This window comes from Deinococcus cellulosilyticus NBRC 106333 = KACC 11606 (assembly GCF_007990775.1).
Classification (GTDB): Bacteria; Deinococcota; Deinococci; order Deinococcales; family Deinococcaceae; genus Deinococcus_C; species Deinococcus_C cellulosilyticus.
Genome location: NZ_BJXB01000012.1, coordinates 1 through 23,367, shown reverse-complemented (window position 1 = coordinate 23,367; position 23,367 = coordinate 1). Strand labels below are relative to the sequence as shown.

Sequence of the window (23,367 nt, the reverse complement as noted above, 5' to 3'; positions counted from 1 at the left end):
AACCAGTAACGAACGCGACAGCAAAATGGCTGGGTTCTGGTTCCTGTCCTGCTCAGCAGGATGATTGTGACCCTGATGCTGGGACCATTGAACTGTTAGTCCAGCAGTTCCCTGATGGCCCTCTCAAATTTCTCTGTCTCATACACACAGCCCAGGTGCCCGAGCTGGCATTCGATTTCCAGGTGCTGGTGGTTCACCCCTGCCTCCTGCATGTGACCTGCGAACACCTTCATGGGACGGCTGGGAAAGAACTGGTCTCCCAGGATGTTGACACTGAGCACCCTGATGCCCTGCTCCAGCCAGTTTCGGGTGATCCGGTCCAATGGGCAGTGTTTGAAGATGTCGTACCTGCTCACGGTTTCTCCCACCGAAAGGATGTGTTTCAGGCTGGCAAAGTGCTTGCGCCCCGAGATGTAGGCGTCCACATCCACCTGATCAAACTGCACTTCCATCCCATCTGACCCCAGACCACAGAAGGTGATCAGCCTGAGGGCCTCATGCAAGCCCTCTTCGGTGCGAGCCAGATGCTTCAGAACAGGGGTGAAAAAGTGCCTGAGGGCAATCCCAGCCTGAGGGGACCCTGCAATCACCCCGAGCCTCTGAAGATGCTGCGGATACAGTGCTCCCCACATCAACGTCTGCATGGCCCCGTAACTGGGACCCAGCACAGCATGCCACCTGGAAATGCCCAGTTTCTGCATCAACTGGAACTGCAGGCGGGTGATGTCTTTGAGGTCCACCGTGGGGAAATCTGGTTCCGTTTCTGGACCCGATGCAATGATTCGTGGATCTTTCACCTGCACATTCGCAGGAGCGTTCATGCACACCACAAAGAATTTCCGGGTGTCGATGGACTTTCCGTCTCCAATCAGGGGGTCCCACCACCCGGTCAGGCCATCTTCCGGATAGGCTCCTGCTGCATGCATGGTTCCGGTGTAATAATGGCACACCAGGATGGCGTTGTCGCGCTCTGGCCGGAGTTCGCCGTAGGTCTCATACCCCAGCGAAAGAGGTAATGTGCTGCCTGCCTCAAAGGTGTGCACCACCCTGAGGACGCCCTGTCCTGTTTGCATGGGTTCAGCTTAGAAGGGGGGCATCACGGTGCTGTTACACCGCAGAAGGCAGAAGGCAGAGGGCAGAGGGCCAACTGCATCAGAAAGCTGTTGCCCTGGCTGTTGGTGTTTCTGATGAAGAAAATGACATGCCAGGGTTTGAACTGGTTGAGAGCGGATTTTTCTGATCTGTGTCAGCAACCCCTTGTGCAGAGTTTAGCCTTCTGCCTTCTGCCTTTGACCTTCTGCCCCTTCCTGTAACACCACTGTGACGCCCACCCGATAAGGTAGAGTCACCAACAAACTGGAAAGGAGCCGTATGCAAGAATTCGCGGTTCAGACTTCAAGACTCCGGCAGTGGGTCAGACAACATGGAGAGGGAACAGCGGTGCTGTTCATCCACGGGAACGCCAGTGATTCTGTGTACTGGGAAGAGGTGATGCTGGCTCTGCCTGAGGGGTACCGGGCCATCGCTCCAGACCTGCGGGGGTACGGGCAGACCGAGGATGTGCTGATTGATGCCACCCGGGGTGTGATGGACTGGGTGGATGACCTGCTGGCCTTGCTGAAAGAACTGAATGTGGACCGCTACCACGTGGTGGGACACAGCCTGGGGGGTGCTGTGATCTGGGGCCTGCTTGCCGCAGATGCCCCCCGCATTCTCAGTGTGACCCTGGCTGCACCGGGATCTCCCTTTGGCTTTGGTGGGACCAGAGATGCAGAGGGCAACCCCACCACTCCAGACTTTGCAGGTTCGGGTGGTGGCACCGTGAACCCCGACTTCCCGGCCCGCATTGCCCGCCAGGACACCAGTGATGAGGGGGGTTCTCCCAGGGACATCATGAACCGCTTTTACTGGAAGCCTCCTTTCCGGGCGGCCAGGGAAGATGCACTGCTCGAAGGTCTGCTCAGGGAGAAAACCGGGCCTGACCGTTACCCCGGTGATTTCGTGGCCTCAGAAAACTGGCCTGGAATGGCCCCTGGCATCCACGGTCCCATCAATGCGATCTCTGCAAAGTACGTGGGTGACACCGTTCAGCGCCTGCTGGCCCAGACCCACAAGCCTCCAGTGTTGTGGATTCGGGGGGACAGCGACCAGATAGTCTCAGACCAGAGCCTCTTTGAACTCGGCACGCTTGGACTTCTGGGTGCAGTGCCCGGATACCCTGGACAGGACGCGTATCCTCCACAACCCATGGTTTCCCAGACCCGCCATGTGCTTGAAGCATATGGCCCTTTCAAAGAGGTGGTCTTTCAGGATGTGGGGCACACCCCCTACATCGAAAAGCCCGATGAATTCATGGCTGAATTCGTGGCCCACCTGAAAAGCACCCAGCTCGAAACCTCTCCAGCTCAATCCTGAGCTTCAAAATCCACAGGAGTCCCCATGAAAAAAATCGCAATGCTGACCCTTCTGACCCTGGTGTCCTCTGCCAGTGCCGTGAAAGTAGGAGCCCTCATCCCCCTCAGTGGGGCGTCCAGTGTGTCCGGTCAGGCCCAGAAAAACGGCCTGCTGCTTGCTGTGGATGAAATCAACAAAGCGGGTGGTGTGCTCGGTCAGCCAATCGAACTGATCATCGAGGACGACCAGAGCAACCCGGCAAAAGCCGTGCCTGCCTTCACCAAACTGGTGACGGTGGACCGTGTGGATTTCATGGTTGGAGGGCTGGGTTCAAGCACCACCCTGGCCATCACCGGGGCCGCCAAGCAGTACAACACCTTCATGGCCTGGTCTGGTGCAGCGTCCCCACTGGTGGAAGACGCCATGAAAGACTACCCCTACTTCTTCCACTACCACCCCTGGGCCTACTACAACTTTGAAGCCATTCTGGCCTTCTTCAAGAACCTCAAAGGGAACAAGAAAGCCAAAAACATCGCCATCGCCTACGAAGACGGTCCATTCGGGTCCACGGGTCTGCAGGACACTGTCGCTGCATTCAAAAAAGCGGGATTCAATGTGGTCCTCACGGAGGCCTTCAAGGCAGGGAGCGGCAACTTTGCCCCCCTCATCAACAAGGCCAAAACCCAGAAAGTGGACATCTTCTACTGGATCGGCTACGACGTGGACGCCCTGCCCCTCGTGCAGCAGATGAAAGAATCGAATCTGGATGTTGGTCTGGTGTACGGTGCACCCCCAAGCTGGCCCATCGGCTTCGAGAAGAACAAGCTCTCACAGGGCGTGGCAAGCCTGACCATGTGGACCCCGGAGCTTCCCTCCACGGCTTCCAAAAACTTCGTGAAGGCCTACAAGGCCAAATACGGCAGCATCACCGATGAATACTTTGCCCCTCTGGCCTACCTGAACCTCAAAACCCTGGCAGAGGCCATCAACAAGGCTGGAAGCACCAACAAGGACAAGGTTGCCGAAGTGATGGCGAAAACCACCTTCGACACCCCACTGGGCAAATTGTCCTTCACCCCCAGCCAGAAAATCAAATACCAGGGCTTCAAGGGCTCCAACTGGGTTACCTTCCAGTTCCGGGATGAGAAACGCATTCCCATCTTTCCCCTGAAGGTGGCGAAGAAGACTGTGCTGTATCCGATGCCATAAGGCCGAGGGCCCAGAGCCGAGGGCCGAGGGCAAACAGAAAAGCCAATGCTTCAGCTTTGAGCTGAAAAGCAAGGGATGGAAGGCCAGGAAGAACGGCTTGCAAGGCTGTTTGATGGGTTGACAGTCCAGTGTCACTGAATCACTATGCTCTCGGCTCTCGGCTCTCGGCTCTCGGCTCTCGGCTCTCGGCTCTCGGCTCTCGGCTCTCGGCTCTCGGCTCTGTCTTGGCCCTGAATACGTGCTCCCCAGGCGGCTGGGTCGCACTGGGCCGCCGGCTCTCGGCTCTCGGCCTGGCCAACCCTTCGAAACCATTTCATTCCCACACGGAGAACCCACCTTGAACCTCTTTTTTGAAACCTTCCTTGCAGGTCTGCTGCAGAGCGGAATCTATGCGCTGGTCGCTTCTGGACTTGCGCTCTCTGTGGGGGTGATTCACATTGTGAACTTTGCCCACGGGGAATTCCTGATGGTGGGTGCATTCCTGTCCTGGGGGCTTTTCACCTGGCTGGGGATGGACCCTTTGCTGTCTGCTGTTGTGGCGGCCATTGCCATGTTTGCGGGTGGGGCCCTCACCTACCGGACCACGATCAAGCATGTGCTGCTGGCCCCTGAACTGAACCAGATGCTGCTGACATTTGGGATCAGCATCATTTTGCAGAACCTTGCCCTGTTGATTTTTGGGGGGAACACCCGTCTGGTCAACACCCCCTATCAGGGGGAGGCTGTGGCAGTGCTGGGCCTGTCGGTGGGTCTCACCAAACTGATGGCCTTTGGGCTGGCCCTGGTGCTGCTGATTGGCCTGTATCTGATGCTTTACCGTTCTGGTCTGGGTCGCAGCATGCGGGCTGTGGCACAGAACCGTCTGGGGGCGCAGATCATTGGGCTGGATGTGCACCGGATCTACCTGATTGCTTTTGGAATTGCCTCTGCCCTGGCAGGGGTGGCAGGGGTGCTGGTGAGTGTGCTGCTGTTTGCAAGCCCCACGGTGGGTCTGGTGTACACCCTCAAGGCCTTTGCGATCATTGTGATGGCCGGACTGGGTAACATGACAGGCGTGTTGTGGGCGAGCCTGCTGCTGGCCCTCTCTGAAGCTTACGTGCAGACTTACGTGCCCAACGGGGGCCGCCTCAGTGAAGCGGTGTTCTTCCTGCTGATCTTCGGCACCCTGGTGTTCCGGGCTTACAGGGGTGCGAAGTGATTCGCAAGGTCCTTTCCGTCGTGCTGGCTGTGCTTGCGGTGGTGTTTCCTTTCTTGCCCCTGGGAGACAGGGCCGCTTTCATCCTGCAGATTGCCAACTTCACGGTGATCACTGCAGTCCTGTCCCTGAGCTGGGACATTCTGGCCCGCACCGGTCAGCTTTCTCTGGCCCACGCGGCGTTTTATGGCATCGGGGCGTACAGCTACACCATCCTGATGGCCCACGCCACACCCTGGTGGCTTGCCATTCTGCTGTCGGGCCTGATTGCTGGCCTGCTCAGCCTGATTCTGGGTGCAGTGACTTTGCGCCTGCAGGGCATGTATTTTGCCATTGCGACCCTGGCCTTTGCCGAGGTGATCAAGACCGTCATCCAGAACCTGCCAGATGCTTTTGCGGGGGGGTCCACCGGGATGCTGGTTCCTGCCCTGTTCAATGGTCAGGCCAACGCCCAGTATTACGCTGCGGTGGTGCTGCTGGCAGTGACTTTGCTGGTGAGCATCTGGGTCAGAAACAGCAAGATGCATTATGCGTTCACGGCCATCCGGCAGGGGGAGCAGGTGGCGCGTGTGCTCGGGGTTTCTGCCAGCAGGTACAAACTGACGGCTTTTTTCATCAGCAGTGTGCTGGCAGGGCTTGCCGGCGTGCTGTACGCCAGCAAGACTTTTTTCATCATTCCTGGTGAGACCTTCAGCCTGTCTGTCAGCGTGAGCAGCCTGACCACTGCCATATTCGGGGGCCTTTACACCACCCTCGGCCCGGTGATCGGATCGGTGATCCTGACCACGCTGGAAGAACTGCTGCGCCTCAGAATCCCCAATGGGTACCTGGTGGTCTACGGCATCATGCTGGTCCTGACCATCCTGTACCTGCCCAGAGGCATCATGGGCCTCTTGGAAAGGAAGAAATCATGATTCTGGAAGTGAGGGGCCTTCAGAAGTCCTTCGGGGGTTTGATGGCTGTGAAGGACATGGGTTTGCACCTCGATCAGGGAGAGATCCTGGCCGTGATCGGTCCGAACGGGGCAGGGAAGACCACACTGCTGAATTTGCTCTCTGGTCTTTTTCTGCCAGATGCGGGCCAGATCACCCTTGCTGGTCACGACATCACCCGTGCGACACCCGAAAGGCGCTGTCATCTGGGAATTGGCCGGGCGTTTCAGGTGGTGCGGCCTTTTCTGGAAATGACGGTGTTCGAGAACGTGATGGTCGGGGCGATGTTCGGCAAGCATGGGGTGAGCAAGGCAGAGGCCTGGAAGCACACGGAGCAGGTGCTGCACCTGACAGGACTTGAGCAGCATGCCCACAAGAACGCCCACGACCTGACCCTGATGCAAGACAAACGTCTGGAGGTGGCCCGTGCGCTGGCCACCCGTCCCAGTGTGCTGCTGCTTGACGAGGTGATGGCAGGGCTGCGTCCGAATGAGGCCCAGGACGCCGTGCAACTGGTCAAAAGCGTCAGAGACAGTGGGGTGAGTGTGCTGTTCATCGAGCATGTGATGCCTGTCGTGCGCGACCTGGCAGATCGGGTGGTGGTGATGGAGTACGGGTCAAAGCTTGCAGAAGGGACGTACCAGAGTGTGGTGCGTGATCCCAGGGTCGTTGCAGCCTACCTGGGAGAGGAGGGCGCATGAAGCTGGAACTTCGCAGCCTGCAGGCAGCCTACGGCAAAATCCAGGTGCTCTGGGATGTGACCCTCACCGTTGAAGCGGGTCAGTTTGTGGCCCTGATTGGTGCAAACGGGGCAGGGAAGACCACCACCCTCCGTGCGGTGAGTGGCCTGATCCCCCTGAAGGGCGGGCAAATGCTGCTGGAGGGCCAGGACATCTCCAGAATGCCCAGTGCCCAGCGGGTCCAGCAGGGCCTCGGGCATGTGCCAGAAGGCAGACAGCTTTTTCCTGGCATGACGGTGCAGGAGAACCTGGAACTGGGTGCCCAGGTGCGCACTGCAGCATGGCAGGTGAAAGACCAGACCCTGCGCAGGGTGTATGACCTCTTTCCCAGGCTGGAAGAACGCAAGAGCCAGCTTTCGGGAACCCTTTCAGGAGGGGAGCAGCAGATGGTGGCCATCGCACGGGCCATGATGGCCCTGCCAAAGGTGCTGCTGGTGGATGAACCCTCGCTGGGCCTGAGCCCACTGCTGACCAAGGTGGTTTTTTCGGCCCTCAAAGAGATCAACAGGCAGGGGGTGGGGGTGCTGCTTGTTGAACAGAACGTGCGCCAGAGCCTGCAGCTTGCCGATCAGGCTTACGTCCTGGAAAACGGTCAGGTTGTTCGCAGCGGTTCTGGACAGGCCCTGCTGGATGATCCTGAGGTGCAGCAGGCCTATCTGGCATTCTGAACCTTTTGTATTTTTGACACTGAAACACACCCACAGGGAGGCCATAATGGGCCTCTCTGTGGTTTCAGTCGAGGCTAATCTTTAGTGCGTATTGAAAAAAATTTAGGCACGCCTAATAATACCACTGGAATCCTGCAAGGCTACGGAAAGTGGTCCTGTGCAGGTGCAGAAATTGAGGAACGTCATGCGCACCAATTCCAATTCGCAGCAGAACCCACCAGACTCTGGATGGAAACAGGAGAACTCCACAGCTTCCCTTTCAGAGGCACACAGCACCATTCCCGTGCATGACCACCGCCCACCCTGGAGGAAATTCCTGGCTTACGTGGGACCGGGTGCACTGGTTGCTGTGGGTTACATGGACCCTGGAAACTGGGCCACCAACCTCGCAGGAGGATCAAAGTTCGCCTTTGCCCTGCTGAGTGTGATCCTGATTTCCAACCTGATGGCCATCCTTTTGCAGACCCTCTCAGTCAGGCTGGGCATCGCGACTGGGCGGGACCTTGCGCAGGCCTGCCGCGACCATTACTCGAAGCCCGTTTCCATTTTCCTGTGGATACTTGCCGAGATTGCCATTGCGGCCACCGATCTGGCAGAACTGATCGGGGCAGCAGTGGCCCTGAACCTGCTCTTTGGTCTTCCCCTGATGTGGGGCCTGATCCTCACGGCATTCGATGTGCTGTTGCTGCTTGCCCTGCAGAACAGGGGGTTCCGCTGGCTGGAGGCTTTTGTCATCACCCTGATGGTCACCATCTTTCTGTGTTTCGGCATTGAGATGTTGCTGGCGAAACCCGAGTGGAGTGCGGTGCTGAAAGGTTACGTCCCGAGTGCCCAGATCCTCACCAACCCTGAAATGCTCTACATCGCCATTGGCATTCTGGGGGCCACGGTCATGCCCCACAACCTGTACCTGCATTCCAGTCTGGTCCAGACCCGTGCCTTCAAGCGCACTGAATCCGGAAAAAAAGAAGCCATCAAGTTTGCCACCCTGGACACCGTGATTTCCCTGATGCTGGCCCTGCTGGTGAACTCGGCCATGCTGATCCTGGCAGCCAGTGTCTTCTACAGGAGTGGCCGCACCAACATCGTTGAAATCACCCAGGTCTATGAACTCCTCTCGCCCATGCTGGGCACTGCGGTTGCCAGCACCCTGTTCGGGGTGGCCCTGCTTGCCTGTGGACAGAACGCCACCATCACCGGAACCCTCAGCGGCCAGATCGTGATGGAAGGCTTCCTGAACTTCAGGATCAAACCCTGGATTCGCAGGCTGATCACCCGACTCATCGCTGTGACACCTGCAGTGATTGTCACCTACCTGTACGGGGCCAAAGGGGTGACAGACCTGCTGGTGCTCTCCCAGGTCATCCTGAGCCTGCAACTGTCCTTTGCAGTCTTCCCCCTGTTGATCTTCACCTCGGACCGCCGCAAAATGGGCATTTTTGTGAGTCCCACCTGGCTGAAAGTCCTCGGCTGGACCGCTGGAGTGATCATTGCCGCTCTCAACATCTACCTGTTGCTGGTGACTTTCGGGGTCGTCAAAAGCGGGGGCTGAACCCCCTCAACAGCCATCAGGGTCAGCCCAAAGTCTGGCCATGCAGTTGGTGTAGAGCGCTCAGCGGTCAGCTTTCAGCGATCAGCAAAAGAGGTCTTGATGCTTTCGCAACAGGCCACAGAAAGATTTTCACTGTGTTGGAAGGTCAAATTTTCGTCTGGTCTGGCTGAAGTGAAAGCGAAGTTGTGTTGCTGACGGCTGAAAGCTGAGGGCTGACGGCTTTCCGCAAGGACACCGACCCATCAGCGGCTTTGCGTTCACCCTGGGGATGGCCCAGACATCCTGCCTTCCGAATGTAAACCTGATGTTACACTCTGCTGATGGTGGCCTCCAGGTGTGTTCGTACCTCACCTCAGGCTGCCCACTGAAGGAGAAGGAATGTTTAAACCTTTTGCACTGATTGCAGCCCTGACCCTGGCGGTCAGTCAGGCGGCTCCCCGCATCGGAGAACACCCTGACAAATACCGTCTGGTTTTCGATCTGGGAACGGACAGCACCTATCAGGTGAAAAATGCGCAAGGCAGCCTGACCATTGAATTTCAGAAGGCCGTGCTGCCTGTGGAAAACCGCAGCCTGGGTTTGCCCTTCATTCAAAATTACTCCAGCACCTCCACCACCCTGCAACTGGTTTTTGCGCCCACCTACACCCAGATGCCGATGGTCTCATATCTGCCTGCCAGTGGTGGCATGGCAGCCCGCCTGATTGTGGACCTGCCGAAAGAGGGATCTGGCAGTGCCGTTCCCAGCAACCCCACCACAGAACCCAGGGTGGAATCTCCGCAGCCTTCTGAACCTCAATCCACGGCACCCCAGCAGGCTTCAGGCAATCCCAACCCGGAAACCCTCTATCCCGATTCGCTTGATCCCAACATCGATGTGCAGAACTACACCCTGGATTTGCGGGTGAAGCCAGAGCAGAATCAGCTGGACGCCACCGCCAGCATTCAGCTGAAAACCACCCAGACGGTCAGCCGCATCCATCTGGCCTTCTATGGCCTGAAGATCAGCAGTGTCAAACAGGGGAACACCTCTCTCAAATTCGATCAGCAGAGCCGCAAAGTGACCATCCAGCTTGGAAAGACGGTGCCCAGAAACACTTCCATTACCCTGGACATTGCCTACAGTGGGGTGCCCAGACCTGTGCTGGAACCGGGTGAAACCTATGAAGATGGGATTGGCTGGAAAAAGCACAAAAATGGCATTTTCGTGCTGAACGAGCCAAATGGGGCCATGACCTGGTTCCCTGGGAACGACCACCCCAGTGACAAGGCCACCTTCAAGGTCAGCATCACCGTGCCCTCGAAGTACCTGGCCGTCTTCAATGGCACAGCTCAGGGCAGCAGGAACACGGGCAACCAGACCACCTACACCTACCAGAGTATTGAGCCGATGGCCACCTACCTGACCACCGTGCACATCAACCAGTACAATGTTGAACGCTCCACCCTGAATGGCGGAGTGCAGGTCCGGAATTACCGTCCAGTGGGCATCTCGAAAACCTTTCAGGCAGCAGAACTTGCCAAACTGCCCGACATGATGCGTTTCATGGAAAGCTGGGCTGGACCTTACCCCTTCAAGGAATACGGGGTGATTTTCACGGAGCATCCCACCCCTTACGCCCTGGAAACCCAGACCCTCTCCACCTTCCCGAACAGGCCCCTCAAAGACTGGGGATTTCTGCATGAATTTTCCCACCAGTGGTTCGGGAACAGCATCACCCCCAAAACCTGGTCGGACCTGTGGCTCAATGAAGGCTTCGCCACCTTCTTTCAGGACCTCTACCAGTATCCCAGGGAAGCCGACCTGAAAGCCTTCCTGAAAACCCGCCACACCCGCAACAGGACCCAGCAGATGAAACCTCCTTACATCAAAGAACGGGAGGAACTGTTCAGCCAGCGGGCCTACCAGAGGGGGGCTCTGGTCCTGCACGCTCTGCGCTACCGTCTGGGAGATGCAGAATTCCGTCGCATTCTGAAGGTGTATTACAACACCTACAAATTCAGCAATGCCAGCAGTGAAGACTTCATCCAGACGGTGGTCAAAGCCTCAGGAAAGACAGACCTGAAGGCTTTTCTGGAAAGCTGGATCTATGGTCGATTGGTCCCGGATTTTCCTGAACTGTACCGCTGAGCCCTGGTCTGTTGCACCCTCAGATCCTGCAAATGCAGGGTTTTTTCTGGTGGCCCAGGCTCCCACCTGTCGAGGCCAGCCCATCAGCCTGAAACCGGACATGCCCCTCACCGATCTGGTTCACTCTGGAAGCTTCAAACCGTAAATGTTGTGGTCCTGGCTTTGCACATAAGCCAGATTTTTCCCATCTGGAGACACCACCCACTGGTCATTGCTGATTTTGCCGGACAGTTGCACCAGAGGTCGGAGTTCGGGGTCTCCCACCGTCCAGTGATGCACCGTGTGCCTCTGGGGGGTGTCTTTCATGGGAACCAGCAGCAGGGTGTCTTCGTCCTTCCAGCGGTAGGAGCCAAATCCGGGCACCTGCAACCTTCTTCCCTCGCGGTTCACCACAAACAGGCCGTTTTTGTGATGCGGGCTGAAAGACAGCAAGTAGGCAACCCATTTACCATTCTTGCTGATGCTCACACCACGGATTTCCTGGGCAGTTTCCAGGGTGCGGGTCTGCTGGGTGTGCAGGTTCAGGGTGTACATCGTCTGCAGCTTTTGCTGAAGGGCCTTGCGGCCCACCACAATCAGGGTGTCCCTGTCCAGAAAGCCTCTGACCCCACCAGCGTACCCCCCATACAGGGTGACAGGTTTGAATGAACTGGATTGGGAACTGGAGAGCTGAAGGGTGCTGGGCCACACGTCACTGGTTCCTTTCTCTTCAATTTCGTTCCAGGCAAAGCTGCTGCCGTCTGGAGCCCAGAACACCTCACCCACCCCTGCGGGAACCGTGTGCACAAGACCTTCCTGCTCCGGGTGCTGGGGATGCATGAAAAGGGCTCCCGGCAACACCTGCTGCTGGAGGTCCGGGCTGTACCACCCCAGAGGCAGCAGGGCCTGCGGCTTGCCCTGAGGCTGCACGGCATACCAGCCCAGTGGGCTTTTTGTGTCGGGTCTGTCCATGAACATCACCCGACTGCTGTCCGGGGTGAACTCAGGCTGCACACAGCACCCTCCAGAGGTCAGACGGATTTCTTTGCCGGGCCATTCGATCTTCACAGGCTGGTATCCTGCAAACACCCCCTGCTGGGGTGTGTGCTGGGCCTGATCGGGAGGCCAGCTGAGGTCAAATTGGTTCAGCAGTGGACCTCCCCGGAAAACCTGAGGCTGGTCTTCTGGAAACTGCCATTTGCGCATGTTGCCCAGATCCCGCTGAAATCCCCGGTAGAAAGCCCCCTGCAGGTAAAGTGTGTCCCAATCTGCCTGGATGTATTGGGTGGGATTGAAGAAACGCATGTGGCTGGTGTCTCTGATCTCCAGATGCAGATGCTGGGAACTGTGGCAGGTCAACTCACTGTCTCCACTGACCGCCACCACCTGTCCCCTCTTCACCCGCTGCCCCACTTTCAGGGTGGGTTTTTTGAGCAGGTGACCATACAGGCTCGATAGGCCATTCCCGTGGTCAATCACCAGATTGTGGGGTGGAGATCCGTGAGGGCCGTCCACTTCCTGCACCACCCCAGTTCCGATGGCCAGGACAGGCGTGCCGCAGGGTGCTGCAAGGTCCAGCCCGAAATGGATGCCCTGACCAGAACGGTAATCGGTGTTGCGCATGCGGTAGGCTCCGGTGGTGTTCCCATACACCTGACCGACCATCCAGGTGTCCGGGCCAGCAGGGCCTGCAAAAGGCAGGCCGAAAAGCCCGGAGGGTTTCGGCAACTGGCTGTCTTTCAGGGGTGTTCCACTGTGGGCCGCTGCAGACATGCCCAGGGCCAGCACCAGCAAGGAGATGCTTTGCAGGGAAACGCGAATGGATGGCACAGGTTCCCAGGTGCGCCTCCTGATCCTGCGAAAACCAACGGAGAATTTTGCTCCATCCCCACGCCTTGCGCTCCGCTCCATTCACGGAGGGTAACACGGGAAGGTGTTTGCTGTTGCAACGACATGCAGACAGGCCACCTGAAGCCGGACCAAGACCCATCTGAACCACAGCTTATGAAAAATGAAGGCCGATTTTTGTCATCTGGTACAGTCTCAAAACGCAAAATCACCGACAATGAGCATGGTTTTCCCCGCACAACTTTGTTCTTCTCCGCCAGGGTTCAAAATGACCTTTATTTTTCTACTCTGACCCGGGATGTTTTGTGAAGTCCGTTTTGCCCCGGCATCACCTGATTGTGCAGTGCACCTGAAATCATACAGAACGAGGAGCCAGAGATGAAAAATCTTTCCCAACGCATATTGATGTTTCAGAACGAGGCGGTGCAGGCCATGATGCTCAGGCGTTTCGTGAACCAGCTGGGCTATCTGGTGCATGAGGTCAGTGACCCGGAGGAGGCCCAGACGGTCCTGGAACAGGAAGAGCCCTTTGATGTGATCCTGCTGGACCTGGGGGTGCGTCTGGACCGGGCCTTCCAGATCCTCAAAGCCTGCCGGGAACGCCATCCGAACACACCTGTCATTGTGGTTTCTGGCCTCAGGCAGGAAGAAGTCAGCGAATGGATCAGGCGTTTCGGGGTGGAGGACATCATCTTGCGGCCCCGTTCCCTGCGTGAATTGCTCGTCCGGGTCGAGTCCGACCTTGTGAAATACGCCCCCATTGCATCCTGATTTTCTTGCACTGACCCTGTGAAATCCCTATACTTGGACATTAATATGAAACTCTGGTCTGACCGGACAGATGAGGACCCCCCGTGGTCGACGCTGTCTTTTTTTGATGTTCTTTCGAGGTGGTCGTCATAAACACCGTGCTGGTGCTGGTCGTGGTGGTCCTGATGGTGGCCCTGAACGCCCTTTATGTTGCCGCCGAGTTTGGTCTGGTGTCCAGCCGCAGAAGCCGTCTGGTGGAAATGGTCCATGACGGAAACCGTCCGGCATCCCAGCTTCTGGATGTGCTGAACAGCCCTGCAGAACTGGACCGGTATGTGGCGGCCTGCCAGATCGGGATCACCCTGTCGAGCCTGGTGGTGGGTGCTTACGGACAGGCACAGCTCACCCCGGTGCTTACGCCTTTGTTTGGGGATGTGGCAGCAGCAGCCACCATTGCCACCCTGATTGTGCTTGTCGCGCTGACCGCGCTTCAGGTGGTCCTTGGAGAGCTTCTTCCCAAGACGGTTGCCATCCGGTACCCGGAGCAGATTTCCCTCATCACCCTGAAACCCATGCAGGTTTCGGTGTGGCTCTTCACGCCCCTGATTCACCTGTTCAATGGTTCTGCTGGATTTCTGCTCAGGCGCATGGGCATGCAGCCCACCCTGGAGCACGGGCATGTCCACTCTCCTGAGGAACTCGAGATCCTGTTTCAGGAAAGTGCCCGTGGCGGCCTCATCGATCAGGACGAGCAGCAACTCCTGCGTGGGGTCTTCAGCCTCGAAGACAAGAGTGTGCGTGAAGTGATGGTCCCGAGGGTGCGCATGACGGCCCTGGACGTGAACCGCTCCACCCAGGAGGTCATGGATGAAGTGGTCCAGACCCCTTTCACCCGCTTTCCGGTGTTTGAGGAGAACATTGACCGCATCATTGGGATTCTGAATGTCCGGGATCTGTTTCTGGACCTGCAGAACGGTCCACAGGACTCGATCCGGCACCTGCTGCACCCGGTGTACTTCGTTCCAGATGTGCTGAACGTGCGGGATGCCTGGGACCAGATGAAACAGCAACGCAAAGACCTGGTGATCCTCACCGATGAATTCGGCGGAATCAGTGGCCTGCTGACGTTAGAAGACATCTTCGAGGAGGTCTTCGGAGAACTGCAGGACGAATTCGATGCCGAGGAAACCGCCATCCGCAGGCAGGGCAATGATTTTCTGGTGCGGGGAGATGTCTCGATTCACACGGTCAACAACCAGCTTGACATGAACCTCCCCGACGAGGACGCCTACACCATCAGCGGTCTGGTGTGGTCTGAATTCGAACAGGTCCCCGAAGTGGGCACCGTGCTGAATTTTCCTGGGGTCACCCTCAGGGTGGAATCGGTGGAGGGCAAACAGGTGATGCTGGTGCGCCTGAAACTGGATGGATCTGCCGGAGGTGCCCCATGATGGCCGTGGTTTTTCCCATTGTGGTGATTGTGGTCCTCATCCTGCTCAATGGTCTTTTTGTGGCTGCTGAGTTTGCCATTGTGGCCAGCAAAGCCCCCAGGGTGCAACAGGACGCCGAGAAAGGCAGTGGGGTGGCCCAGAGGATTCTGACCCTCCTGCGTTCAGCAACAGGCAAAGACCGTTACATTGCCGTCTGTCAGCTGGGCATCACCCTGGCCAGCATCCTGCTTGGCATGTATGGCGAGAAAACCATTGCCTCCTGGCTGTATGGCCCACTGGAGCACACCTTCAGGTTCAGCCATGCCCTCGCGCACACCTTCGGAACCCTGATCTCCCTGGCCCTCATCACCTACATGCATGTGGTCTTCGGAGAGATGATCCCCAAAGCCTTTGCCCTGCAACGTCCTGAAAGCACCGTTTACGGGGTGGATCTGGCCATTCGCATCTTTGGCTTTGTGTTCCGTCCTGTGATCTTCGTGCTCAACAGCACCGCTCTTTTCCTGCTCCGTGCCCTGAAGATCAAGGACACCGGTTCAGGAGACCGCCTCTACACCTCCGAAGAACTCGAATTCCTGGTGGAGGAAAGTGCAGAGGGAGGCCAATTTGACCGCCAGGACCAGCAGTTCATCGAAAGCATCTTTGACTTCGGAGAACGCTGGGTCAATGAGGTGATGACCCCCAGGACCGAGATCCGTGCCCTCACCATCCGGGCCACCGCAGAAGAACTTGAACAGCTGATCCACGAAGGCACCTACTCCAGATTTCTGGTGGTGGACACCTACCTGGATCAGCCCCTCGGCTACATCCACATCAAAGATGCCATCCGGGCCTTTTCGGTGTCTCCGCAGGACATCCGCATCTCGCACATCCTGCGCCCGGTGATTGTCTTCCCGGACTCCACCCGCCTCAGCGATGCCCTGGTGATGATGAAAAAGCGCAAGACCCATCTGGCGGTGGTGGAGGATGAACTGGGGGGAACTGCAGGGATCATTACACTACAGGACATCATCGAGGAGGTGCTGGCCCCGGATGATCGGGATGAGGCCGAGGGCCGAGAGCCGGGGGTCGAGGGCTAAACGGACGGTCTGACACCACAAGTCCGTCACCGGTCAAAACGGAACACATCCCAGTCTGGATGGTGCCCCTTCAGAATCATGTCGCGGATCATCTGGGCGGCCAGAAGGCTGTAGGTGATGCCGTTTCCGCCGTAACCCAGTGCGAAGTAGGCTTTCGGGAAATCAGGGTGCTCCCCGATGTAGGCCAGACCATCCCGGGTTTCCCCGAAGGTTCCGGCCCATGCGAATGCGGTTTCCAGGGGAATCTCCGGGAAGAGGTCCCTGAACTTCTCCTCCAGACGGGCCTGCTTGCCTGGAATGCGCCTCTCCCGGATGGGAAGGGTCCTGAAGGTCTCATCCTCTCCACCCATCATGATGCGGCCATCCTGGGTGGTGCGGGCGTACAGGTAGGGACGTGCCGTTTCCCAGATCAGGGCCTTCTCATGCCATCCGGTGAATTCGGTGACGGGTTCACTGACCAGGGCGTAGGAGTTGCGCAGGCGCACCACTTTCTGCCTGAGGAGGCTCTGGGCCTCGTATCCGGTGGCAAAGACCATCTTGCTGGCCCGGATATCAAAGCCACGGTCGGTTCTGACGGTCACTCCCGAATCATCAGTGTCCCATGACTGGGCCTCTGTGCGGTCAAACACCCTCAGGCCCTTCTTTGTGGCCGCCTTCAGGAGGGCATGGCACAGACGGTATGGGTCAACCTCGGCTGCGGTCTGGGAATACAGAGCGGCACTTTTGCGGAAAGGGAAATGTCTGGAGATCTCCTCCTCGTCCCAGAAGTCCACCTGGATGCCATGTTTTCTTCTCAGGGCGTGCTCTCTTTGCAACCCCCGTACATCTGCAGGTTTAGAAGCGAAATACAGGCTGTGCTTGGGCTGGAAGCCCACATCCTCGCCAAGTTCGTGGCACAGGGTTTCGATGTCCCGAATGGCTTTCAGGCACAGCAGGTAGGCCCGCGCTGCATGTTCTTCTCCCAGCAGGCGGCTGAGCTGGGTCAGGGGCGTGTCAATCTCGTACTGCAGGATGGCTGTGGATGCACTGGTGCTCCCGAAAGCCACATCACGCCGGTCCAGCACCACGCAGTCGATGCCTGCCCGGGTCAGGTGCCACGCGACAAGGGCTCCGGTGATGCCCCCTCCAAGCACCACCACGTCGGTGGTCTGGTGTTCCTGCAAAGGGGGATAGGGTCGAATGAGTCCGTTTTGAATGGGCCAGAAGGCCTTGCCTGATCGAAGGTCCATATGTCTTTATTATGAACACAGGTCATTTACAGAAACTGCATGCTGCATCGATTTTACATTGTGATCTTGTCCTTTGCCTTCTCATCTGGATCTCGAAGAGACCATCATGTTCTTAAGAATGTGTCAATTGTGCCTTAAATTCACCTGCAAACTGAATAGCCTACGGGTAATTCACCCCCCTTGAGGGGCAGGAGGAACATCATGTTAAACAATGAACAGGTACTCGATAAACTGCAATTCATTCTGGGCACCCTTAAGGACGGCGAAAAAGGCTACCGCGAGTCTGCCGATGAAGCCACCAGCGCAGAATACAAACAAATGTTCAACGAATACGCTGCCCAGCGCGCCCGCCTGATTGGTGAGATCGAACAGGCCATCAGTCGTCTCGGCGACAAGCCCAGAGAGCACAGCAGCGTCGGTGCAGCCCTGCACCGTGCCTGGATCAACGTGCGTGATGCCATCACCGGCAAAGACGATTACGCCGTGATCGCCGAGGCCGAACGTGGTGAAGATGCCGCCATCCAGAACTACCAGGACGTGCTGAAAGAAGAGCTCCCCAGCGACATCCGCGCCCTGATCGAGAAGCAGTACACCGAAGTGAAAGCGGCCCACGACCGGGTGCGTGACCTGAAGCATGCCCTTCAGGCATCCCGTTCCTGATCTGTCTCAAAAAAAGACCCCCGAGCGTGAAGTCCTCGGGGGTTTTTGCCTGCTTTTCAACCGTTTTTCTTCACCACATAAACCAGAAACTCTGTGCCATCTGAGGTGGCTTCAAGGTCCACCATCAACGCTCCATCGAAGCGCACAAGGTCTCCTGCAGTCAGCGCAAAAGCCTCTCCTGCCAGTTTTCCAGAAACACTTCCAGAGACCACACTGATCAGAACGTCCTCACCGGGGTGGTTGTGGGTGGGCAGGGCCTGCCCTTTTGAAAGTTTCTTGCGCACCAGTTTGCAGCTGGGGTTCTGGTACACGACGCCTGTTTTATCAATGGTTTGCAGCATGCAGTCCTCAGGCAGGCCGGGGAATGGGGGGATGCTCGCCGTACTGTGTGCGGTATTGCTCCCAGCAGAGCTGTGCATCCTGGACACGGTTGACGCTGTTCAGGAGGTCGATCAGTGACTCGTAGGCATCAAACTGGTAGGGGTCAATGGAGAGGATGCGGTAATACATCTCCTGCGCGTCGGCCTGCTGGTCCAGTTCCTGCAACAGGTCGGCCATGCGGAACATCACCCTCACGGCCTGCTCCTTCAGGTAATTCCTTTCCAGAGCGCACCAGTCTGCGTATGCCTCATCGGCCATGAAGTCTCCCTTGTAGAGTTTCAGGGCGATGCGGTACTGCTGAATCGCTTCCTGGCCCTGCATCTGGTCGGCCTGACCCACCAGTTGCTCGAACCGTTCCACATCCAGATGATGGGCCCCTTCAGGGGCAAAGCGGTAGGTATTTCCGTCCCGCAGGATCACCGAGGGTTTTGCCGGATCAGGCTCGATGGCCTTGCGAAGGGCGTTCAGGACCACATGCAAACGGGGAAGGGCTCTGTCCGGGTCTTCTTCGGGCCACAGGACGTCCAGCAGTTCTTCGGTGGTGATGGGTCTTCCCCAGCGGGACACCAGAATTTTCAAGAGGAGGTACGCCTGTCTGCGTCCGAACTCGGTGGGCCCCATCATCTGGCCCTGCTTCTTCACCCGGAAGGCCCCAAAGGTTTCGATCTCCAGCCACGGCACATCTGCTGTTTTCTGGGCGGCTTCGCTTCTGGGGGCAAGGGCCTGCCAGGCCAGACGGTTGAACCACAAAAGTGGGGCAACGGCCTGGGTGGAGGGAGCCCAGCCTTTGGAAAAATGCATGGTCTGCACGCCAGAAACCTCATTGCCAGACCACAGGGGCAGGCACACCGTGCGGGTCACTTTGGACTGGTGTTCGCAGTTCATGCCCGGAATCGAGTTGATCAGGATGCGGCCCTTCACGGCAGGGCAATGGCAGATGTGACTGCAGGCCGGAAGCTGCTCCGGGTGGGACTCAATGCGCTGACCGTTCAGCAGGTGAATCACCCCGCACTGCCCACCAGAGATGCGGATGCCCTGTTCAAGCAAGGTGGACATTCCTTCGGTGTTGGTGCCACTGTGCACCGAATCGGTGATCTGCTGAAACGCCCCCTCACTGAGTGAGGTGAGCACCGAGTACAGGCTGGACGCCAGCAAAGGGGCCACATGGCTGAGGATGCGCTCGGCTTCCGCAGGAATGTGGGTGCTGCGGCTTGCCAGATTGATCACCCCGATGACCTTGTGGGGCAGCACCAGAGGGTAACAGACGTAACTCTGGTACCCGAGTTTTTTCACCTCGTCCCGCAGGTAACGCTGGTCCTGCTGCACTTCACTGGTTTTGAGGGGTGCCCGGGTTTCGGCCACGATGCCCGGATACCCCATCCCAAAACGGAACACCAGTTTCTCCAGAAAAGCACTGCGGTGCTTGCCGTCATAGGAGGTGAGGAGCAGGTGGGTCTGCTGTGGGCTTGCCAGAAAGAGTTCCGCCGAATCCATGTTGGTGTGTTGCCGCAGGTCGGAAAGAAAAACCTTCAAAATCTGAAAGAAATGCTCCGGGGTCTGCAGCAACCTTCCGGTGGCCCAGCTGAGGGATTGAAGCACGGATTGTACGGCGGGTGTATTCACATCAGCTCCTGGGACCGGGAAGGGCAGAACATGGTTGGAAATCACTGTACATCAATTATAAATTTTCTGTCAGGGACAAATTCTTACAGAGGATGTTCAGAAATTTTTACAAAGAGGCTGTGTTCATGTGAGACGGCCCCGCTCCAACAAAAAACCGCCCTGATCTTCAGGGCAGTCTGCATTCAAAAATTCACCAGCCGCTCAGCACAACCTTGCCAATGGCCTGGCCTGATTCCAGGCGAGCATGGGCCTTTTTCAGGTTCTCTGCGTTGATGGTTCCCACATTTTCTTTGAGGGTGGTTTTCAGGGTGCCTGCATCGATCTGGTCGGCCACTTTGTTCAGCAGGTGGTGCTGCTCGATCATGTCTGGGGTCTGATGGGTGCTGCGGGTGAACATCAGTTCCCAGTGGAAGCTCACGCTCTTGGAGAAAAGGATTCCAATGGGCAGTTTCTCCGGGGTGCCATTGATCGCCACGATGCTCCCCTGGGGTTTGATGACCTTCGCACTGACCTCCCAGTACTGCACGGTGTTGACCGTGTTGAAAATGAAATCCACTTCAGGGAGGCCCACTGCAGTGAGTTTCTCATCCAGGGGGTTGCTGTGGCTGATCACCACATCTGCGCCCTGCTCTTTCACCCAGGTCTGGGTTTCAGGTCGTGATGCCGTGGCAATCACTTTCAGTCCAGCATGTTTCGCCAGTTGAATGGCAATGGAGCCCACCCCTCCTGCTCCGCCAATGATCAGGATGCTCTTCCCCTGGTCCCGTTGAGAGATGCGCAGTCGATCAAACAGGCTTTCCCAGGCGGTGATTGCAGTCAGGGGCAGGGCAGCAGCCTCCGCAAAGTCCAGTGTTGTGGGTTTCTTCCCGACGATTCTTTCGTCCACAAGCTGGTATTCGGCGTTGGAGCCTGCCCGGACGATGGAACCGGACCAGTACACCTCATCTCCAGGCTGGAACAGGGTCACGTTTTCCCCAACGGCCACCACCACGCCTGCACCGTCAAAGCCCAGGGTTCTGGGCTCGGGAAGCTCGACGCCCGGTCTGGAAGCACGCACTTTGAAGTCCACCGGGTTCACCGAGACGGCTTTCACGGCAATCAGCAGGTCATGCCCGGTGGCAACAGGGGTGGCGAGCTCCAGATCCAGAAAGCTCTCAGGATGTTCAATCGGATGGTGGGCTTTGATGACCACGGCTTTCATGGTGCTTTTGACGGTGCTTTCAGGGTTCTGGGTGTGGGTGCTGGTCATGGAAATCCTCCAGTTTCAGATGCAGCGTGGGGTCTGCTGGACCTTGCCCCCGCTCCTGAGTTGCAGTATCGTGCATTTATGCAGCTGTCACAAGTACTTACAAAAATGAAACGTAGCCACAAGAATGTAACCATTGCGTCCAGCAAGAGGATGTCATGAGTGACCAGCAAAACCCTGTGCTGACTGAAGCAGAACGCAAAGCCCTGGACCGCAAGTGGGACTGCAAGCTGGGCTGTCCTGTGGAACTCACTCTGGAAGTGATCGGAGGCCGCTGGAAAGGGGTGATCATGTACCACCTCACCAAAGGCACCCTGCGGTTTGGGCAACTGAAACGCCTGATTCCTGGCATCACCCAGCGCATGCTGACCTTGCAACTGCGTGAACTTGAAGCCGACGGTCTGGTGGACCGCACCGTTTATCCGGAGGTTCCTCCCCGGGTGGAGTATGCCCTCAGTGATGTCGGGCGCACCTTACAGCCGATCATTCACGCGATGCTGGAGTGGGGGATCGAGCATCAGGACTATGTGTATGGCCTGCGGGGGAGAAACACGGCAAGCTGAGGAAACCGACAGCACAAAGCCCCATCCAGTGATGGGGCCAGCCTTTGAAGCGGTTCCAGACCTGCCCTGGTGCTTTTCGTCGGGTCACTTCCCGGAAGGCCCACCACAACTTCCACGCACAATCAATTTGCCTGGAAGCAGTTTGTGCAGGGGCGTTCTGGGGCCGTCCATGTTTTTCAGGACCTGATGCACCAGCAGTTCTCCCATTTGCTGGATGGGTTGCTCAATCACATCAATTCCTGGCTTCACCAGAGCGGTCCAGGGGAGGTTGTCAAAGGCCAGCAGGGAAATGTCCTCAGGGATGGAGAGCCCTGCTTCCTGAATGGCGCGGTACGCTCCGATGGCTTCCGTGCCGTTGAAGGCAAAAAGGGCAGTGGGACGTTCCTGGAGGTTTAAAAGGTAGCGGGTGAACTCGTAGGCGTCCTGCTCGTTGTACCGGATGATTTCCCGGTACGCTGAGAGCACCGGATGACCATGTTCCCGCATGATGCGGTCAAAATGATGGGCACGCCACTCGGGGTAGAGTTCCGGGTGGTGGGTGCCCAGGCCTGCAATGCGGGTGTGGCCGAGCTTCCACAGGTGCTCCAGGCCCATCCTGATGCACTGCTCATGGTCCAGCATGAGGTAATCAAAAGGGCTGTCTGGCATGTGGTGGTCCACCTCGATGATGTAGGTGCCCTTGTCCTGCATTTTCAGCAGGTACTCCCGGTTTCCTGGGCCGTAAGACGGACGCATGATCAGGGCACTCACCCGTTGACCTGCCAGGTGCCTGAGGTTGTGCAGTTCGATTTCCGTCTGGTATTCGTTGTCTGCCAGCAGGAGACCGTAGTTGGAGTTGCGCAGCCTCACCCCGATTTCACGGGCAAGTTCTGCAAAGAAGGGCTCCACGATGTCTGCCACGAGCAGACCCACCGTCAGGTTGCGCCCTCTGCGGAGTGCCCCTGCGGTGAGGTCAGGCTCGTAATCGAGTTGCTGGATGGCCCACTGCACTTTTTCAAGCGTCTGGGGTTGCAACTTGTGGGGTTCATTGATGGCCCGTTTGGCGGTGGTGGGGGATACTCCGGCAAGTTTTGCAACATCGTTGATGGTGGCCACATTCGTCTCCTGCGGGTTTCATTGTGCAATTCCGAGGCCAGACACATCAAGTGTGCCCGGTATAAAATTTGGACACGTGTCCACCCACTAGACAAGCCTCAGGCTTTGTGCTTAACTATGGACACGAGACCATAAGCATACAGCACAGAATATTCGTCATCAGAACAAAGTCCTTGTTCTGCCTGTATGCTGCCGTCTCGCCAAAAGGTTCGGGAGGAAAATATGAAGAAGTTTGCCGCACTCAGCCTGATGCTGGGTTTGGGATCATCCGCTTTTGCCGCCACCACCATCACCATCGCCACCGTGAACAACCCGGACATGGTGACCATGCAGAAACTCACCCCCGAGTTCGAAAAAGCAAACCCGGACATCAAGGTGAAATGGGTGGTGCTCCCTGAAAACGAGCTCCGTCAAAAGATTACCCTGGATGTCGCTTCTGGTGCAGGGACATTTGACATCGCCACCGTCGGAGCCTACGAAGTCCCCATCTGGTCCAAGAACGGCTGGCTGGAAGACCTCTCAAACCTCTTCAGCAAAAACCAGGACATTGCAAAATCCTACGACCTGAACGACGTTCTGGAACCTGTGCGCATTGGCCTTTCCTACAACAAGAAACTTTATGCCCTGCCTTTTTATGCAGAATCGA

At 57.2% G+C, this 23,367-nt stretch carries 21 protein-coding genes; 14 read left to right on the top strand and 7 right to left on the bottom strand.

Annotated elements, in window-relative coordinates; all coding sequences use genetic code 11:
- Positions 1–95: 95 nt before the first annotated feature.
- On the bottom strand, positions 96–1,073 hold the full coding sequence (locus DC3_RS13730; RefSeq protein ID WP_146885209.1) for an alpha/beta fold hydrolase: 978 nt from the start codon (positions 1,071–1,073) through the stop codon (positions 96–98).
- Positions 1,074–1,371: 298 nt separating this feature from the next.
- Here DC3_RS13730 and DC3_RS13725 point away from each other — a divergent pair, with 298 nt between their 5' ends.
- From DC3_RS13725 to DC3_RS13685, 8 genes are all read left to right on the top strand, one after another.
- Positions 1,372–2,415 (top strand): alpha/beta hydrolase, encoded by a 1,044-nt coding sequence (locus tag DC3_RS13725; protein ID WP_146885207.1) that lies wholly within the window; start codon positions 1,372–1,374, stop codon positions 2,413–2,415.
- Positions 2,416–2,439: 24 nt separating this feature from the next.
- Entirely contained in the window at positions 2,440–3,603 is a 1,164-nt protein-coding gene (locus tag DC3_RS13720) for an amino acid ABC transporter substrate-binding protein (protein ID WP_146885206.1), read from the top strand.
- A 337-nt stretch (positions 3,604–3,940) separates the two neighbouring features.
- On the top strand, positions 3,941–4,801 hold the full coding sequence (locus DC3_RS13710; RefSeq protein ID WP_146885202.1) for a branched-chain amino acid ABC transporter permease: 861 nt from the start codon (positions 3,941–3,943) through the stop codon (positions 4,799–4,801).
- Positions 4,798–5,712, top strand: coding sequence for a branched-chain amino acid ABC transporter permease (locus DC3_RS13705; protein WP_222594764.1), 915 nt, complete (start codon positions 4,798–4,800; stop codon positions 5,710–5,712). The genes DC3_RS13710 and DC3_RS13705 overlap by 4 nt, the downstream gene beginning before the upstream one ends.
- Complete coding sequence (locus DC3_RS13700) at positions 5,709–6,431, top strand: ABC transporter ATP-binding protein (protein ID WP_146885200.1); 723 nt, start codon at positions 5,709–5,711, stop codon at positions 6,429–6,431. The genes DC3_RS13705 and DC3_RS13700 overlap by 4 nt, the downstream gene beginning before the upstream one ends.
- On the top strand, positions 6,428–7,138 hold the full coding sequence (locus DC3_RS13695; protein WP_146885198.1) for an ABC transporter ATP-binding protein: 711 nt from the start codon (positions 6,428–6,430) through the stop codon (positions 7,136–7,138). Before DC3_RS13700 ends, DC3_RS13695 begins: the two co-directional genes overlap by 4 nt.
- Positions 7,139–7,322: 184 nt before the next feature.
- Positions 7,323–8,690: an Nramp family divalent metal transporter gene (locus tag DC3_RS13690; RefSeq protein WP_146885196.1), complete on the top strand. Its 1,368-nt coding sequence runs from the start codon at positions 7,323–7,325 to the stop codon at positions 8,688–8,690.
- Positions 8,691–9,068: 378 nt separating this feature from the next.
- Positions 9,069–10,820, top strand: a complete 1,752-nt coding sequence (locus DC3_RS13685; protein WP_146885195.1) for a M1 family metallopeptidase — start codon at positions 9,069–9,071, stop codon at positions 10,818–10,820.
- A 120-nt stretch (positions 10,821–10,940) separates the two neighbouring features.
- Here the strand turns inward: DC3_RS13685 and DC3_RS13680 are convergent, their stop codons facing one another.
- On the bottom strand, positions 10,941–12,710 hold the full coding sequence (locus DC3_RS13680; protein ID WP_246130668.1) for a M23 family metallopeptidase: 1,770 nt from the start codon (positions 12,708–12,710) through the stop codon (positions 10,941–10,943).
- Between the two features lie 315 nt (positions 12,711–13,025).
- Here DC3_RS13680 and DC3_RS13675 point away from each other — a divergent pair, with 315 nt between their 5' ends.
- The 3 genes from DC3_RS13675 to DC3_RS13665 all read left to right on the top strand — a co-directional run bounded on the left by DC3_RS13675 (position 13,026) and on the right by DC3_RS13665 (position 15,924).
- Entirely contained in the window at positions 13,026–13,418 is a 393-nt protein-coding gene (locus DC3_RS13675; protein ID WP_146885193.1) for a response regulator transcription factor, read from the top strand.
- A 137-nt stretch (positions 13,419–13,555) separates the two neighbouring features.
- Positions 13,556–14,848 carry a hemolysin family protein gene (locus tag DC3_RS13670; RefSeq protein WP_146885191.1) on the top strand — a complete coding sequence of 431 codons (1,293 nt, stop codon included), beginning with the start codon at positions 13,556–13,558 and terminating at the stop codon, positions 14,846–14,848.
- Positions 14,845–15,924 (top strand): hemolysin family protein, encoded by a 1,080-nt coding sequence (locus DC3_RS13665; protein ID WP_146885189.1) that lies wholly within the window; start codon positions 14,845–14,847, stop codon positions 15,922–15,924. Before DC3_RS13670 ends, DC3_RS13665 begins: the two co-directional genes overlap by 4 nt.
- 26 nt (positions 15,925–15,950) lie before the next feature.
- Here DC3_RS13665 and DC3_RS13660 read toward each other — a convergent pair whose 3' ends face one another.
- Entirely contained in the window at positions 15,951–17,153 is a 1,203-nt protein-coding gene (locus DC3_RS13660; protein ID WP_146885187.1) for an NAD(P)/FAD-dependent oxidoreductase, read from the bottom strand.
- A 201-nt stretch (positions 17,154–17,354) separates the two neighbouring features.
- Here DC3_RS13660 and DC3_RS13655 point away from each other — a divergent pair, with 201 nt between their 5' ends.
- Positions 17,355–17,813, top strand: a complete 459-nt coding sequence (locus tag DC3_RS13655) for a PA2169 family four-helix-bundle protein (RefSeq protein ID WP_146885185.1) — start codon at positions 17,355–17,357, stop codon at positions 17,811–17,813.
- A 56-nt stretch (positions 17,814–17,869) separates the two neighbouring features.
- On the opposite strand, the gene DC3_RS13650 is transcribed toward DC3_RS13655, so the two are convergent.
- From DC3_RS13650 to DC3_RS13640, 3 genes are all read right to left on the bottom strand, one after another.
- Entirely contained in the window at positions 17,870–18,154 is a 285-nt protein-coding gene (locus tag DC3_RS13650; RefSeq protein ID WP_186816030.1) for a cupin domain-containing protein, read from the bottom strand.
- A 7-nt stretch (positions 18,155–18,161) separates the two neighbouring features.
- Positions 18,162–19,817 (bottom strand): AfsR/SARP family transcriptional regulator, encoded by a 1,656-nt coding sequence (locus tag DC3_RS13645; RefSeq protein WP_146885182.1) that lies wholly within the window; start codon positions 19,815–19,817, stop codon positions 18,162–18,164.
- Positions 19,818–20,007: 190 nt separating this feature from the next.
- A complete protein-coding gene (locus DC3_RS13640; protein ID WP_246130666.1) occupies positions 20,008–21,066 on the bottom strand; it encodes a zinc-binding alcohol dehydrogenase family protein in 1,059 nt (352 codons plus the stop codon).
- Between the two features lie 155 nt (positions 21,067–21,221).
- Here DC3_RS13640 and DC3_RS13635 point away from each other — a divergent pair, with 155 nt between their 5' ends.
- Complete coding sequence (locus DC3_RS13635; RefSeq protein ID WP_146885180.1) at positions 21,222–21,626, top strand: winged helix-turn-helix transcriptional regulator; 405 nt, start codon at positions 21,222–21,224, stop codon at positions 21,624–21,626.
- Between the two features lie 84 nt (positions 21,627–21,710).
- Here DC3_RS13635 and DC3_RS13630 read toward each other — a convergent pair whose 3' ends face one another.
- Positions 21,711–22,721, bottom strand: a complete 1,011-nt coding sequence (locus DC3_RS13630; protein ID WP_146885178.1) for a LacI family DNA-binding transcriptional regulator — start codon at positions 22,719–22,721, stop codon at positions 21,711–21,713.
- 222 nt (positions 22,722–22,943) lie between these two features.
- On the opposite strand from DC3_RS13630, the gene DC3_RS13625 reads away from it, so the two are divergent.
- Positions 22,944–23,367: ABC transporter substrate-binding protein (locus tag DC3_RS13625; RefSeq protein WP_146885176.1), on the top strand; the 424-nt coding region annotated here is incomplete at its 3' end.

Coding starts and splice junctions, on each gene's coding strand:
- DC3_RS13640 (WP_246130666.1), bottom strand. CDS start 21,066: ATGACCAGCACCCACACCCAGAACCCTGAAAGCACCGTCAAAAGCACC.
- DC3_RS13635 (WP_146885180.1), top strand. CDS start 21,222: ATGAGTGACCAGCAAAACCCTGTGCTGACTGAAGCAGAACGCAAAGCC.
- DC3_RS13730 (WP_146885209.1), bottom strand. CDS start 1,073: ATGCAAACAGGACAGGGCGTCCTCAGGGTGGTGCACACCTTTGAGGCA.
- DC3_RS13665 (WP_146885189.1), top strand. CDS start 14,845: ATGATGGCCGTGGTTTTTCCCATTGTGGTGATTGTGGTCCTCATCCTG.
- DC3_RS13690 (WP_146885196.1), top strand. CDS start 7,323: ATGCGCACCAATTCCAATTCGCAGCAGAACCCACCAGACTCTGGATGG.
- DC3_RS13680 (WP_246130668.1), bottom strand. CDS start 12,710: ATGGAGCGGAGCGCAAGGCGTGGGGATGGAGCAAAATTCTCCGTTGGT.
- DC3_RS13720 (WP_146885206.1), top strand. CDS start 2,440: ATGAAAAAAATCGCAATGCTGACCCTTCTGACCCTGGTGTCCTCTGCC.
- DC3_RS13725 (WP_146885207.1), top strand. CDS start 1,372: ATGCAAGAATTCGCGGTTCAGACTTCAAGACTCCGGCAGTGGGTCAGA.
- DC3_RS13650 (WP_186816030.1), bottom strand. CDS start 18,154: ATGCTGCAAACCATTGATAAAACAGGCGTCGTGTACCAGAACCCCAGC.
- DC3_RS13655 (WP_146885185.1), top strand. CDS start 17,355: ATGTTAAACAATGAACAGGTACTCGATAAACTGCAATTCATTCTGGGC.
- DC3_RS13700 (WP_146885200.1), top strand. CDS start 5,709: ATGATTCTGGAAGTGAGGGGCCTTCAGAAGTCCTTCGGGGGTTTGATG.
- DC3_RS13695 (WP_146885198.1), top strand. CDS start 6,428: ATGAAGCTGGAACTTCGCAGCCTGCAGGCAGCCTACGGCAAAATCCAG.
- DC3_RS13675 (WP_146885193.1), top strand. CDS start 13,026: ATGAAAAATCTTTCCCAACGCATATTGATGTTTCAGAACGAGGCGGTG.
- DC3_RS13685 (WP_146885195.1), top strand. CDS start 9,069: ATGTTTAAACCTTTTGCACTGATTGCAGCCCTGACCCTGGCGGTCAGT.
- DC3_RS13660 (WP_146885187.1), bottom strand. CDS start 17,153: ATGGACCTTCGATCAGGCAAGGCCTTCTGGCCCATTCAAAACGGACTC.